At 64.2% G+C, this 15,420-nt stretch carries 9 protein-coding genes; 4 read left to right on the forward strand and 5 right to left on the reverse strand.

Features of this window, described 5'->3' with window-relative positions; genetic code table 11:
* Positions 1-18: 18 nt before the first annotated feature.
* The 3 genes from AC1D02_RS15420 to AC1D02_RS15430 form a co-directional block, all read right to left on the reverse strand.
* Positions 19-726 carry a DUF6445 family protein gene (locus AC1D02_RS15420; protein ID WP_477318347.1) on the reverse strand — a complete coding sequence of 236 codons (708 nt, stop codon included), beginning with the start codon at positions 724-726 and terminating at the stop codon, positions 19-21.
* Positions 727-729: 3 nt separating this feature from the next.
* Positions 730-2,247 carry a tryptophan halogenase family protein gene (locus AC1D02_RS15425; RefSeq protein WP_477318348.1) on the reverse strand — a complete coding sequence of 506 codons (1,518 nt, stop codon included), beginning with the start codon at positions 2,245-2,247 and terminating at the stop codon, positions 730-732.
* 87 nt (positions 2,248-2,334) lie between these two features.
* The gene (locus tag AC1D02_RS15430) at positions 2,335-5,067 is read right to left on the reverse strand and encodes a TonB-dependent receptor (RefSeq protein ID WP_477318350.1); all 2,733 of its coding nucleotides are present in this window, start codon (positions 5,065-5,067) and stop codon (positions 2,335-2,337) included.
* 383 nt (positions 5,068-5,450) lie between these two features.
* Between AC1D02_RS15430 and AC1D02_RS15435 the strand changes: the two genes are divergently transcribed.
* The 4 genes from AC1D02_RS15435 to AC1D02_RS15450 are packed head-to-tail and all read left to right on the forward strand — an operon-like array spanning position 5,451 to position 13,393.
* The gene (locus AC1D02_RS15435) at positions 5,451-7,289 is read left to right on the forward strand and encodes a glycoside hydrolase family 13 protein (RefSeq protein ID WP_477318352.1); all 1,839 of its coding nucleotides are present in this window, start codon (positions 5,451-5,453) and stop codon (positions 7,287-7,289) included.
* 1 nt (position 7,290) lies between these two features.
* Complete coding sequence (locus tag AC1D02_RS15440; protein ID WP_477318354.1) at positions 7,291-9,567, forward strand: amylo-alpha-1,6-glucosidase; 2,277 nt, start codon at positions 7,291-7,293, stop codon at positions 9,565-9,567.
* Complete coding sequence (locus tag AC1D02_RS15445) at positions 9,564-12,329, forward strand: esterase (protein WP_477318356.1); 2,766 nt, start codon at positions 9,564-9,566, stop codon at positions 12,327-12,329. Before AC1D02_RS15440 ends, AC1D02_RS15445 begins: the two co-directional genes overlap by 4 nt.
* Positions 12,326-13,393 (forward strand): alpha/beta hydrolase, encoded by a 1,068-nt coding sequence (locus tag AC1D02_RS15450; protein WP_477318358.1) that lies wholly within the window; start codon positions 12,326-12,328, stop codon positions 13,391-13,393. Before AC1D02_RS15445 ends, AC1D02_RS15450 begins: the two co-directional genes overlap by 4 nt.
* Position 13,394: 1 nt before the next feature.
* On the opposite strand, the gene AC1D02_RS15455 is transcribed toward AC1D02_RS15450, so the two are convergent.
* Both AC1D02_RS15455 and AC1D02_RS15460 read right to left on the reverse strand, forming a co-directional pair.
* Complete coding sequence (locus tag AC1D02_RS15455) at positions 13,395-13,901, reverse strand: GNAT family N-acetyltransferase (protein ID WP_477318360.1); 507 nt, start codon at positions 13,899-13,901, stop codon at positions 13,395-13,397.
* A gap of 50 nt (positions 13,902-13,951) precedes the next feature.
* Entirely contained in the window at positions 13,952-15,226 is a 1,275-nt protein-coding gene (locus AC1D02_RS15460) for an amidohydrolase family protein (RefSeq protein WP_477318362.1), read from the reverse strand.
* Positions 15,227-15,420: the final 194 nt, after the last annotated feature.

Consider the following 15,420-nt stretch of genomic DNA (forward strand, 5'->3'; position numbering starts at 1 on the left):
TTTATCGCACGCGGGCGTTCACGCCGCCTGCTTGCGGCAGACGAAAAATCCGTTCAAAGTGAGCCGTCCCAGCGCCGGATCGGGCGACAATCCGGCCGCGTCCGCGATATGGCTGGAGTGGAAAATGCCGCCGTCATAGAAAATCGCCCGGTTCCACGCCGCCGGCACGGTGCGTACCAATTCAAACCAATCGTTCGACCCGGCCAGGTAGCCTGCCTGCGCGCCGAGCACCCGGTCCGCCTCGGCGCCGGACATGGCCGCCAGCTCGCGCATCAGCGCCTCTGTCTGCGCCGGGGACCGGCGCGGCCGAAAAAAGCTGGTCCCGCCCAGCGACGGATCATCGAACAGGTAGGCCACGCTGGCCGCCGCCATTTCGCCTTCGGGAACCGACAGTCGGTCGCGATGGCAGACGCGCTGGATCGGCCGCAGCGCGCCGGCGGGCGTCGTCACCATCGCCAGCCGGCTGTGCAGCTCGATGGTGCGGCGCGCGCCCAGCAGGCGCCGCACGTGCTGCATGAAAAATTCGTCGAGCCGGTCGCAGAACGATGCCGGCATCGGCAGCTCGAGGCCGGGAAAGGCGTTCGCCGCGGCCGGCGCGAAACCGCTCGCGTGCTCGATCGCCAGCGCGCGCAGCGCCTGCGGGTCGCTGAAAAAATCGTCGACGACGACGCACACCTTGCCGTCGCCGACCGGCAGCTGGGCGATGCGCGGATGCGGATTGAACATTGCTTACTTCATCATCCCGGGCGCGGCGCAGTTGGCCTTGATGAAGTCCGCGTGCATCGGCATCGCGGCCACGCAGCGCTGGGTGGTGCCGCTGATGTTTTCCAGGAAGGTGCGGATTTTCTCCTCGGGCAGCGCGTCGACCAGCGGATGGTAGCCCTGCGGCCGGATGCCCTGCCCGTGCATCACCTCGAACCAGCTGATCTCCGAGAACATCTCGCTGTGCTCGCGGAACAGTCGCCCGTTGCTCTCGTAAAGCGCGATCTTCTTCTGCAGCGATTCCGGGATGTCCATCGTGCGGCAGTAGTTCCAGAACTCGGTATCGGTGCGGCTGGTGGCCTTGTAGTGCAGGATCAGGAAGTCGCGGATCTTCTCCACCTCGAAGGTCGACTGCGCGTTGAATTCGTCGATGTCGGCCTGGTTGAAGCCCTGGTCCGGGAAGAACGTGGTCAGGCGCGCGATGGTCGACTGGATCAGGTGGATGCTGGTCGACTCGAGCGGCTCCATGAAGCCACTGGACAGGCCGATGGCCACGCAGTTCTTGACCCAGGTCTTGTCGCGCCGCCCGGTGGTGAACTTGAGCTGGCGCGGATCGGCCAGCGGCTTGCCGTCCAGGTTCGCCATCAGGATGTCGGCGGCGCGCTGGTCGTCGGTGAAGCGGCTGCTGTAGACATGGCCATTGCCGATCCGGCTTTGCAGCGGAATGCGCCACTGCCAGCCCGCCTCGCGCGCGGTCGAACGCGTGTACGGCGTCAGCGGCGCCACCGATTCGCACGGCACCGCCCAGGCGCGATCGCACGGCAGCCAGTGGCTCCAGTCCTCGTAGCCGGTTTCCAGCGTCTGCCCGATCAGCAGCCCGCGAAAGCCCGAGCAGTCGATGAACAGGTCGCCCTCGATACGCTCGCCGTTGTCCATCACCACCGCCTCGATGAAGCCGTCGGCCGCGCGCGTGGTCGCGCCTTTGACCTTGCCCTCGATGCGGATCACGCCGCGCTGCTCCGCGTACTTGCGCAGGAAGGCCGCATACAGGCCGGCGTCGAAGTGGTAGGCGTGCGCGATCTCGGCCAGCGGCGAGTTGCCCATGTCCTTCTGCGCGCGCATGAATTTGCCGTGGCGCGCGGCCAGCGAGCAGATCGAATAGTTGTCGATGTCGAGCGCGTAGCCCTGCTGCTGCGCCTTGAGCCAGTACTGGTGGAATTTGGTCAGGCCGATGTCCGGCCCGAGGTTGCCGAAGCCGTGCATGTAGGAGTCGCCCAGCTTGCCCCAGTTGACGAACTCGATGCCCAGCTTGAACGTGCCGTTCGTCGCGCGCATGAATTCGTTCTCGTCGATTTCGAGCGCGCGGTTGTAGATGTTAATCAGCGGGATGGTCGCCTCGCCCACGCCGACGGTGCCGATTTCCTCGGACTCGATCAGGCGGATGTTCCACGGTCCGGTCAGCACCTTGGCCAGGGCGGCGGCGGTCATCCAACCGGCGGTGCCGCCGCCGACGATGACGATATTGCGAATTTGGGGATGCGGCATGGGGATCAGTTCAGAACGTGATGAAAATGTCGAAAAAAAAGCCCCTGTCGTTTCGCAACGACAAGGGCTTCAATTGTAAAGCATCAATTAGAACTTATAGTTCGCGCCGAGCAGGATCGTACGGCCGTAGTCGTCCGTCCTGGTGATCGTGCCGGTCGACGCCTGGAACTGCTGTTCCAGCGCCTTGTTGGCGTTGAGCACCTGCAGCAGCACCGTCACGCCCTTGGCCATGCCGGTCTGGAACTCGTAGCCCACCTGGAGGTCGGCGACCGTGTTGCCCTTGACGTACTGGTACTCGCGCGCCGCGCCGAAGCCCTGCACTTCACCCAGGAAGTCGGAGCGATGACGTGCCGCGGCGCGGATCGAGAAGCCGTAGTTCTCGTAGTACAGCGTCAGGCTGGCCACTTGCTTGGACAGGCCAGGCAAAGGACGCGCATCGGTATCGCCGAACGGGTTGATCTTGCTGTCGTTATGCGAGAAGTTCGCCTGCACGCCGAAACCGTCGAGCATCGGGGTCAGGACATTGAACGGCATCGATGCCGCCAGTTCGACGCCCTTGATGCTGCCGCCGTTGCCGTTGCGTGGCTGGGTGAACTTGCCAACCGTGGTGGTCGAGGTGCGGCCGGTCAGGTTCGGGAAGCCGACGAACGAATAAGCGTTGTCGTTGAAGTCGAAGATGTAGCTGTCGAGCTTCTTGTAGAACGCCGCGGCGCTGACGTAAGCCTTGGTGCCGAAGTACTTCTCGTACGACACGTCGACCGCTTTGGCGCGGAACGGGTCGAGCAGCGGATTGCCGCCGCTGCCGGTCCACACGTGGGTGGTCGCGTCGATTTCCGAACGGCGGGCCGCGCTCAGCTGGTCCATGCGGGCACGGGCGATCACCTTAGCGATACCGAAGCGCAGGGCCTGGTCGCTGCCGAGGTCGAACACCAGGTTGGCGCTTGGCAGGAAGTCGGTGTACGACTTGCCGGCGGTCTGCAGCGAGATCACGTCCTGCTTGGCGTTGTCGACCTGCGGTGCGGTCGAGCGCTGGTCGGTGCGCACCATCTGCACGCCGATGTTGCCGCGCAGGTCGAAGCCGCCGACCTTGGTGTCGAGGTCGCCCTTGATGTAGCCGGTCGTGACCTTCTCCGTGACGTTCCAGTCCTTCAGCAGGATGTCGCCGTTGACGTTCTGGATCAGGTTGTACGAAGACGGGAACACAGCGGCCGGGTCGAACGAAATGCTGCCGAACTGCGAACCGCCGACGAGTACGGACCCGGCGCCGGCTGGCAGCGCGCCAGGTGCGCTCTTCAGGCGCAGGATCGCCTCTTCCGCGTTCTTGTCTTTCGAACGCTCCGAGTAGTTCACGCCGAAGTTGACCTTGCTGAACATGCCTTCCAGGTCCTTCTGGAAGCCGACGCGGCCGGCCTTGATCTCGTCTTTCACGGTGATCGACTTGGTGTAGCCGTTCTGCCCCCACGATTCAGGATCGGTCAGCTTGATCAGCGCAGGATCGCCATGGTTGTACTGCAGCGACGAAATCGTGTTGCCGTTGACGATGCCGACCGCTTCGGACTGAGGACGGCCGTTGGCGCCGACGACGCCCGCTTCCAGCTCCGAGATCGTTTCCTTGCGGTTAGCTTTCGAATAGCTCAGGTCGGTCGTTGCGGTCCAGCCTGGGCTGAAGCGCCATTCGTTGTTCCAGCCGGCCGAGGTCAGCTTGTCGTTGGTCGGGTCGTAGATGTGGCGCGACAGGGGATTGACGCCCAGCCAGGTGCCGCTGACCAGCTTGCCGTCGGCGACGACTGCGCCTGGCTGCAGCACTGGCGCCTGCGACGCGATGAACGGATCGCCGTTGCCGGTCTTCCAGCTGTCGTTGACCTGCAGCTCGAGGCCGCGCTTGATCACGACATCGTCGAACTTCGAGTAGAACAGGTCGATCTGGGAGTGGAAGTCCTTGTTCGGACGGTATTCCAGCACGCCCATCAGGCCGTCGCGCTTCTTGCTGCTGGTATTGTTGAACAGTTTGAAGCCGTTGACGACTTTGACGTCCTGGCCGTTGATCTTGGTCGTGCCGGTGTAGACGTCGTAGTTTTCGGCGTTGGCGGTGGTCAGGTCCGAGGTGAAGCGGGTGGCGCCGAGGGCGATGCCGATCGTGCGGTCGGCGAACTGGTCGATGTACGACATGCTGAAGCGCTTGCCGTCGCCTTTGAACTTGGTGCCCTGGCCATCGCGCTCGGCGCGGGCGTTCAGCGCGACCGTGCGCTTGCCGAACGCCAGCGGACGCACGGTCTGCAGGTCGACGGTGCCGGACAGGCCCTGGCCGAGCAATGCCGCGTCGGGGGTCTTGTAGACGACTACGCCCGACAGCAGTTCGGAAGGGTACTGGTCGAATTCGACGCTGCGGTTGTCGCCGGTGCTGACCTGCTCGCGGCCGTTCAGCAGCGAGGTCGAGAAGTCGCCCGACATGCCGCGAATGCTGACGTTGACGGCACGGCCGCCGATGTTTTGCGCGGTCAGGCCTGGCAGGCGCGCGATCGATTCGGCGATGCTCGAATCGGGCAGCTTGCCGATGTCCTCGGCCGAAATGGCTTCAACGATCGAGGAGGAATTCTTTTTGACGGAGATCGCCGCTTCGATGCCGCGGCGGATGCCCGACACGACCACGGTCTTCATTTCCGGCGCGGCGACATCCGATTGCGGTGCGGCCTGGACCGGCGTGGTCTCCTGCGCGTAAACCGATCCGGCCATCAGCGACAGAAATACGGTACAGCCGGCGGCGACCGGATTCAGTCGGAACGACGCGTTCTTGCGCTGCGGTTTTGCGAACATACTCATTTGTCCCCTCATTTCATTGAAACTACATACATGCATATTTCCCGCAAACCGCACCTGTGAGCCATTTGCCGGGTTCCTCAAAGCTAACGTTCTAAAGACGTTCTGAGCCGATTCTGTATTAAAACTAGATTCATTGTCAACGACAGTTGAGGCGAGCTACAAAAATGTCATAAATTGGTGCGTTTAAAGGCGTATGTATGCGGTTTCACGTTGTATTTGGGCTACAGGGCTAGCTGTAGTACGACTACATTCTGTATCTTTGTGCCATTACAAAAGAAATGTGCCGCGTTTTGGTGCATTGCAGCATTCGAATCCGCCCCAGGGTTGTGCATTTTTTGCCACGATGTAGTTAAACTAGCTTCGCCTACTCTCCAGCCTGAACAATGAAAAACTTCTTCGCCCTCGCCCTGGCCGCATGTGCCGCCCTGCCGGCAGCCGCCGCGCCGGACTACCGCATCGATCACCTGGAGCCGCCGTTCTGGTGGACCGGCATGCAGAACAAGAAGCTCCAGCTGATGGTGCATGGCACTCGCATCGCCGATCTCGAACCGGTGCTGGACTATCCTGGCGTGCGCATCGACGGCGTGACGCGCGTGGCCAACCGTAATTACGTCTTCATCGACCTGACCATTGGCGACCAGGCCGCGCCGGGCAAATTCGACATCGCCTTCCGCGGCGCCGGCGCCGGCATCAAATACAGCTACCAGCTGATGGCGCGCGACGCCGGCTCCGCGCAACGCAAGGGCTTCAACAGCGCCGACGCGATCTACCAGGTCATGCCGGACCGCTTCGCCAACGGCGCGCCGTCCAACGACAACGTGGCGGCGCTGGCCGAAAAGTCCGACCGCAAGAACGGCGGCGGACGCCACGGCGGCGACATCCAGGGCGTGATCGACCACCTCGACTACATCGCGAAGCTCGGCTTCACCCAGCTCTGGCCTACCCCGCTGGTCGAAAACGACATGCCCGACTACTCGTACCACGGCTACGCGGCGACCGACCACTACAAGATCGACGCGCGCTACGGCAGCAACGCCGACTTCCTGCGCCTGTCGGAAGAAGCGCGCAAGAAAGGCATCGGCATCATCCAGGACGTGGTCCTGTCGCACATCGGCCTCGGACACTGGTGGATGAAGGACATGCCGACGCCCGACTGGACTAACCACGGCGGCAAATTCGTCCCGACCGAGCACCATCGCGTGTCCGTTCAGGACCCATATGGCGCCGAGGCGGACCGCCAGAACTTCACCACCGGCTGGTTCGGCGCGCACATGCCCGACATGAACCAGACCAATCCGCTGGTGTCTAACTATCTAATCCAGAACAACATCTGGTGGATCGAATACGCGCACTTGTCCGGCCTGCGCGTCGACACCTACGGCTATTCCGACACCGCCTTCCTCACCGAGTACACGCGACGCATCATGGCCGAATATCCGAACCTGAACATGGTGGGAGAAGAGTGGCACAAGTCGCCGGCCGTGGTATCGCACTGGCAGCGCGGGAAGGTCAACGCCAACGGCTACGTCAACTATCTGCCTAGCTTGATGGACTTCCCGATGATGTACGCGATGCGCACCGCGCTCACCGACAAGGACGCCGGCTTCAACGAAGCGTACGAAACCCTGTCGCAGGATTACCTGTATCCCGATCCGGGCAACCTGGTGCTGTTCGAAGGGAACCACGACATCTCGCGTACTTACAGCGTGGTCGGCGAAGACCTCGACCTGTACAAGATGGCGCTGGTGTTCACCATGACCGCCCCGCGCATTCCGCAGTTCTACTACGGCACCGAAGTGCTGATGACCAGCGCCACCAAGGGCCGCGACGACGCCAGCTACCGCCATGACTTTCCGGGCGGATGGGCCGGCGACAAGGTCAGCGCCTTCACCGGCGCCGGCCTCACGCCGAAGCAGCGCGAGGCGCAGGCCTTCGTGTCGAAGCTGGCCAACTGGCGCAAGTCGCAGCCCGTCATCCATCACGGGAAGACCATGCAGTTCGGCCCGGAGCACGACACCTGGGTCTACTTCCGCTACAACGACGGCAAGAAGGTCATGGTCGCCTTCAACAAGAACACGAAGGCCATGAGCCTGCCGACCGCGCGCTTCCAGGAGATCCTCAAGGGCGCGCGCTCCGGCGTCGATGCGCTGACCGGCCAGACCTTCGACCTGTCGACCGCGCTGACGCTGCCGGCGCGCTCGGTCGTCATCCTCGAGATCTGACATGAAGTGCAGCTTGCTGGCGCTCGCCGCGGCGCTCACGGTCAATGCAGCCATGGCGCAGGTGCCGGGCGTGGACGCTTTCTTCGACGCGATGGCCATCACTGTCGCGCCGGGACAGCAGTCGCAGTTTGTCGCCGGCGATAACCTTGACGGCTACTTCGCCGGCATCACCCAGAGCGTCGGCAAGGGTGAAGGCTACGTCACGCGCGCAGGCACATTATTACTTGACTACTCAAGTATCGTCGACGGCGTCGCCAACGACCGCGCGCACTCGATCGAACAGGTGCTGCCATACGGGCGTCGCGCGCGCTTCCCGAACGGCGCCTCCGAGGAGATGGCGCTGCTGTCGAAGAAGCATGCGCTGGCCCTCTCCGTCGCGAGCCCGCGTCCAGCGTCGCTCGCGATCGCCCCGCTGCTGGTCAAGCAAGGCGCGCTGCGTCAGGACGGCGACGTGGTCGTGGGCCAGGTCGGCAGCATGTTCGTCGCATTCGCCGCGGACCAGCCGTTCACGCTCGACGCAACGGTGCTGCGCAGCGCCCGGCCGGCGCGTTCGTTCACCGTGGTGGCGGCATTCGGCGCCAGCGAGGCCGAGGCGGCGCGGAATGCGCGCCAACTGGCCGCCGGCGATCCAATCCGCGCCGAGAAAGCCGCACGCCACGCCGCCCTCACCCGCAGTTACCTCGCCACCAGCGACGCCGACTACAACAAGGCGCTGAACTGGGCCAAGGCCTCCGCATCGATGTTCGTGGTCGAAGAATTCGGCACCGGCATCTGGGCCGGCCTGCCGTGGTTCCGCGACAACTGGGGCCGCGACACCTTCATCGCGCTGCCCGGAACACTGCTCGTCTCCGGCCAGTTCGATCAGGCCAAAGCCGTGCTGGCGAACTTCGCCCGCTACCAGAACCTCAATCGCGACAAGGAATACGGCCGCATCCCGAACCGCGTGTCGGCCACCGAAAAGACCATCTACAACACCGTCGACGGCACGCCGTGGATGCTGCGGGAAGCGCTCGAATACCTCCGCTACACCGGCGACAAGGAGTTCGCCGCGCAGATGTACAAGCTGGCCTTGCCCTACTTCGAAGGCGCGATCGCCAACTACACCGATGCCAATGGCCTGCTGTCGCACGACAGCGCCGACACCTGGATGGACGCGCGCATCGAAAACAGACAGCCATGGTCCGCGCGGGGCCCGCGCGCCGTCGAGATCCAGGCGCTGTGGTACACCGCCCTGAAGACCGGCGCCGAATTGGCGGCGCAGGCCGGCGACAAGGCCAAAGCGCTCGAGTGGTCGGCGCTTGCCGCCCAGGTTCAGCGCAGCTTCCTCTCCGCCTTCTGGGACGGCGCTGTGATGGCCGACCGACTGCGCGAGGACGGCAGCCGCGACACCAAGGTCCGCCCGAACCAGCTGATGCTCGTCTCTATCCCGTTCGACGACTTCGTGCCGCCGGCCGTGCAGGCCAAGGTGACGCGCAACGCCGTGTCCGAACTGCTTTACCCATACGGCATCGCCTCGCTGAGCCAGGACGATCCCTACTTCCATCCGCGCCACGAGAACCCCGCCTTCCACCACAAGGACGCCGCCTATCACCAGGGCACGATATGGGGCTGGAACGCCGGCTTCACGGTCACTGCGCTCGACAAATTCGGCTACCAGGACCTGGCATGGCCGCTGACGCAGAACCTCGGCCGGCAGTTCCTCGGCCTCGGCACGCTTGGAACGATGAGCGAGCTGCTCGACGCCCTGCCCGACGCAAGCGGCAAGCTGAAACCGTCCGGCACCTACGCGCAGTCGTGGAGCGTGGCCGAATATGCGCGCAACGGCTACCAGGACTACGTCGGCTTCCGGCCCGACCTGCCGGCCAACACCTTGGCGTTCACTCCGGCGATTCCGGCCGCGTGGACGTCCTTTTACGCGCTGCTGCCGTTCGGCGCCAGCGAGTCGGTCGAAGTCGACTACAAGCGCCAGCGCTGGACCTTTCGGCTGAAAGGTGCGGCGCCGCGCGCCGTCCGCTTCAGCTTCCTCAATCCCGACAAGAGCCGCTCGCAGGTCTCCTTCACGCTTTCGCCTGGCAAGCCGCTGAGCCTCACGCTCGGCAACCGCAAGGCGTCGCTGGAGGGCCGCGCGCTGCCGGTGCAGGCCATGCAGGCTTCATACGCCACCGTCATCGGCAAACTGGATTTCCGCAAGCCGGCGCAGTACATCCCCGCAAACTTCCCGATGCTGCGATCGAAAGACGCCCTCAAGGGCATCATCGAACGGGGCGAATACCGATGAAAAAATTTCTGATCGGCTCATTGCTGCTTTCTGGCGCCGCCGTCGCCGCGCCGCCGGATTTATACGTGCGCGGCGCTTTCAACGGCTGGGGCATCGACAACCCGCTCGTCTTCAAGGGCAACGGCGTGTACGAAGCCCAGATCCTGATCAGCCCCGGCTACCATGGTTTCAAGCTCGGTTCGAAGGACTGGTCGGCGGAATGGGTGATCGATCCGGCGGCCAGCGTGTCGGTGGCACCCGGCGCCGACTACAAACTGGACAAGCACGCCGGCGCCGAGGATTTCCTGTTCGTGAAACGGACCGGCGCCTACCGCTTCACTGTCGACATGTCGGCAGCGCCGGTATTGCGGGTGGTACGGATTGCCGACGCGCCGGTAGCAGCGGGCGATCCACACCAGCAGCCCACCGTTTCCCTGACGTTTCCAACCTGGGACGGCAAGCAGGAAACCGCCCGTTTCTCGGTCAAGGATGCAGGCGCGCCGCTGCGCGAGTACGTGCAATCGACGACGCTGCAGCTGCGCGATCCCGGTCCCCAGTTCGCGCGTTACCAGGAATCGGCCGACCTGCCGACGGTCCGCAGCGGCAATCTCGCGTTCGACGCGCTGTTCGCACTCGCCGGCGCCGAGATGAAGCAGGATTCGGTCGGCGAGATCAAGGACGGCAATTACAACGGCGGCGCGGCCATCCCGTGCGACTGCTTCGAGACCGGCGAAAAATGGCATTACGTCTGGACGCGCGATTTGTCGTACGCCGCCGACCTTGGCCTGGCGATGCTCGATCCCGTGCGCGTCATGCATTCGCTCGACTTCAAGCTGTCCGGCTACCGGCCAGGGCTTGGCCCCGCCGACAGCCTGCAGATCATCCAGGACACCGGCAGCGGCGGCAGCTGGCCGGTAAGCACCGACCGCGTGACCTGGGCTTTCGGCGCCGAGGAAGCGCTCAAGACGCTGCCGGAGGCGGAGCGCAAGGCTTTCGCCCCGCGCGCGCTGAAGGCGCTGGTCAACACCATCGAAAACGACCGACTGGCCGCTTACGATCCGGCCGACGGTCTGTACACCGGCGAGCAGTCCTTCCTCGACTGGCGCGACCAGAGCTACGCCGCTTGGATCACCAGCGACATCGCCTCGCTGGCGACATCCAAAGCCCTGTCCACCAACGTCGCCCACTACAAGGCGCTGACCCTGGCGGCGATGCTCGCGCGCGAGCAGGGACAGCCAGCAATCGCGAAGAAACACGACGCCTGGGCGCTGGACCTGAAGCGCGCGATCAACCAGCGATTGTGGCTGCAGGACGAAGGCATGTACAGCAGCCTGACCGCGCCCCACTTCGATGGCGCGCCGATGCACAAGTTCGACTGGCTTGGGCAGTCGCTGGCGATCGTCACCGGCATCGTCAGCGGCGACCGGGCGCGCTCGATTCTTGCGCATTATCCGCACGGCCCGATGGGCGCGCCTGTGATCTACCCGCAGCAGCAAAGGATGCCGGTATATCACAACCGCGCGATGTGGCCGTTCGTGACGGCCTACGGCTTGAAGGCGGCAGCAAAGATCGGGAATGTCAGCGTGGCCGACGCCGCGTACGAGTCGCTGATGCGCGGCGCCGCGCTGAACGTGTCGAATATGGAGAACCTCGAGTGGCTTTCCGGCCAGCCGCTGCTGCTCGACGAGAAGAACCCGTCGCTGATCGGTCCCGTCATAAATTCAAAACGCCAGCTGTGGTCCGTCGGCGCTTATCTCGGCATGGTGGTCGAGAATGTGTTCGGCATTTCCACCAGCACGCACGGCATGGACATCAATCCATTCATCACGAGCCGCCTGCGCCGCGAGACGTTCGGCGCATCTGATTCCATCACGCTGAACAGGCTGCGCTTGCACGGCAAGTCGATCTCGGTGACGATCAAACTGCCTCCCGCATCATCCGTCAATGGGTTCTACCTCGTCGATGAAGTTATCGTGAATGGCGCTCGGGCGTCGCCAGCGGTGTCCTGGGACGGCCTGAAGGCAGAGAACACCATCGAGATCCGGCTCGGGAGGCTGGCGCCGGGGCAGCAGGCGATCCGCCGCGTCGGCGCCGATCCATACAAGGAATCGAGCGCGGTGTTTGGCCCGCGCGAACCTGCGATCGCCAACTTCACGCGCGACGACACCGGCACGGTGCGGTTCGACATTGCAGGCGGCAGCGCCGGCGCGGTCTACAACGTCTACCGCGACGGCAAGGTCGTCGCGACGAACCTGTCCGCGGGAGCATGGTCGGACCGTAGCTACACCGGCTGCTATGCCGTCGAAGCGGTGTATCCGGACAGCGGCAACCGCAGCCATCACAGTGCGCCGATGTGTGCGGGGCCCACGATTGAATATCCGGTCACCCCTGCACTCAAGGGATGGGGCAAGCCGGCCGACACTTTTGCGGTCGGCAGCCTCGATGTGCCGCAAGCCGGCATCTACCAGGTGCAGGTCAAATACCGCAACTCTGCCAACCAGATCAACCTTGGGATCAGCGGCGGCGTCAAATGGCTGGCCGTGAAGGACATGGCGGGGCGCCTGCTTGCGCGCCATGTGATCCAGCTGCCGCACGGGCGCGCCGAAAACTGGTCTACCCCGATGGCGGTTCGCCTCGCCGCTGGAAAAATCCAGCTTGAACTCTCCGATTTCTATAACATGAGCTACCTGCAAAGTAACAGCACCTTCAGTGCGGCAGGCGGCGCGGATGGCGCGTCGAACAAGTTCGATATTTACGGCATACGCCTGTTGAAGGTCAAATGAAAAAAACAATCTCCCTTGGCGCACTCTCCCTCCTGCTGGCGGCCAGCGCCGGCGCCACCACGGTCCGCATCCACTACGACTCCGGCAAAGGCAGCATCGCAGTCCTAGGCGACAAAGGGCCGATGACGTGGTCGAAAAGCGCCCGCGCGACAGCCGGCGCCGCCAATGTGTGGACCTACGACTGGCCCGATGCGCTGGGCGACGTCAGCATGAAGCCTTCGCTGGGCGACAAGGTCTCGATAGGCGGCGTCTACAAGCTCGCCGCCGGCAGCACGGTCGACATCTATCCGTTCTTCGGCGCGCCGTTCGGCAAGGTCGAGATCATGCCGGGCGTCGCATCGCCGCAGCTTGGCGACACGCGTTCGCTGCGCATCTACTACCCGCCCAGCTACAACGAGAACCGCGCAAAACGCTATCCGGTGCTGTACATGCACGACGGGCAGAACCTGTTCGATGCCAAGACCGCGGCCTTCGGCGTGGAGTGGGGCATCGACGAAACCATCAACCGCCTGGTCGCCACCGGCGCGATGGATGAAGTGATCGTGGTCGGCATCGACAATACGCCGGCGCGCATTTCCGAGTACACGCCCTGCTGCGATCCGAAGCACGGAGGCGGCAAGCTCGATGCCTACGAGGCGTTCATCGTCGACACGGTCAAGCCGATGATCGACAAGACGCTGCGCACCCTGCCCGGCAAGGAAAACACCGCCATCATGGGCTCGTCGCTGGGAGGAATCGCCTCGGTCGTGATCGCGGAACACCATCCGGAGGTGTTCTCGAAAGCGGGCGGCGTGTCCAGCTCATTCTGGTGGAACAAGCGCTCGCTGGTGACCAACCTGCCGAAGCGGGTGCCGGTGAAGTTCTACATCGACGCCGGCACCAATGACGACGGCCTGGAGGACACGCAGCTGATGCGCGACGCGATGCTGGCGCGCGGCTACCTGACCGGGGTCGACCTGTTCTTCGTGGCGGCGGAAGGCGGCTCCCACAACGAGAAATCGTGGGCGGCACGCGTGGACAAGCCGCTGGCCTGGTTCTTCCCGTTCGGGAGCACGAAGTACTAATTCAGTAGTCGTAGGAAAACAGCTGGGTGCCCTTGTCTTCCGGCGTCAGGTACACCAGCTTTTCCAGGCGCATGCCGATCCGGCGCAGCACCGCGTCGGAAGCGTCGTTGCCGGGCGAGGTGATCGCCACCAGGCGCCGGATGCCGATCGACGGCGCATAGGCCAGCACGCCGGCCGCCGCCTCGGTCGCATAGCCTTTGCCGCTGAACTGCGGCAGGTAGGCGTAGCCGATATCCACGTCCTCCAGCGTTTCGCGTTTGATCAGGCCGCACATGCCGATCGGAGCGCCGTCTTCCTTGCGCTCGACCAGGTACAGCGAATGCCCGAGCGACGCCTGCATCGCGATCGGGCCGGCCGCGATCGCTTCGCGCGCTGCGTCCTCCGTTCGGATGCCGCGGTCGCCGATAAATTTAATGAAGCCTGGCGTGTTGACGACCTCCAGGTAGATCGGCGCATCGTCCTGCGTCAGCAAGCGAAGGCGCAGGCGCTCTGTCTCCAAAATCTGCATGGCTAAGTGTGTCCCCACTGGTTCGAATGCCGCCGATTCTAGCATCGCCGCTAGCGTCCCAGCCTGAAATCGACCGCGTTCGGGCGGCCCGGCAGGGTCAACGCGGAAGCCGCGCGCGGCGCTTCGCTGACCACCTGGCCGCGCCGGATCACCATGCGGCGCGCGGCGCGCAGGCGAATCGCTTCGACCGTACTGCCGGCATCGAGCATCACCAGGTCGGCGTGACAGCCGGGGGCGATGCCGTAGTCTTCCAGGCCGAGGATGCGTGCCGGCGTTTCGGTCACCGCGAGGAAGCACTGGTGCATCGCGGCTTGCCCGGTCATCTGCGCCACGTGCAGTCCCATGTGTGCCACTTCCAGCATGTCGCCCGAGCCAAGGCCGTACCAGGGATCCATCACGCAGTCGTGGCCGAACGCGACGTCGACGCCGGCCGCCATCAGTTCGGGCACGCGCGTCATGCCGCGCCGTTTTGGGTAGCTGTCGTGGCGCCCCTGCAGCGTGATGTTGATCAGCGGGTTGGCGATCGCCGCCACGCCCGATTCGGCGATCAGCGGCAGCAGCTTGCTGACGTAGTAGTTGTCCATCGAATGCATCGACGTCAGGTGCGATCCGGCCACCCTGCCCTGCAACCCGAGCCGATGGGTCTCGCGCGCCAGCGTTTCGATATGGCGCGACATCGGATCGTCCGATTCGTCGCAATGCATGTCGACGCGCAGACCGCGCTCGGCGGCGAATTCGCACAGCAGCCGCACCGACTCGGCGCCGTCGGCCATCGTGCGCTCGAAATGGGGAATGCCGCCCACCACGTCCACGCCCATGCCGATCGCGCGTTTCAGGTTGTCGAAGGCGGTCGCGCTGCGCAGCACGCCGTCCTGCGGAAACGCCACCAGCTGCAGGTCGATGTAGGGCGCCACCCGGCGCCGCACCTCGAGCAGCGCTTCCACCGCCAGCAGCCGGTCGTCGCAGATGTCGACGTGCGAGCGGATCGCCAGCAGGCCGCGCGCCACGGCCCAGTCGCAGTACTGCATCGCGCGCTCGACCAGCGCGTCTTGCTGCAATTGCGGTTTCAGCTCGCCCCACAGCGCGATCCCTTCGAGCAGCGTGCCGGACTGGTTCACGCGCGGCAGGCCGTAGCTGAGGGTCGCATCCATGTGGAAGTGAGCGTCGACGAAGGGCGGCGTGACCAGGTCGCCGCAGGCGTCGATCTCGCGCGCGCCGGCCAGCGCCAGCTTCGGCCCTACCGCGGCGATGCGGCCGTCGGCGATCGCGATGTCGATTCCGTGCCGGCCATCGGCCAGGCTGGCGTTGCGAACGACGAGATCCATGTGCGCTCCTGTTGTGCGTGGGGACGCCTCGATTGTAGCGGCTTTGCGACAGAATTCGCGCATCTAATTGCGACCCAGCAATGCATGTTGCATCGCACGATATCTCAACGAAAGTTGCCCGAAATAATGCTTTGCAAGCCCAGCGTTCGCCGATAAACTAGGATTAATATTGCAGCGCATCATAAACGACCACA

It is taken from the genome of Massilia sp. P1_C10 (assembly GCF_056406475.1).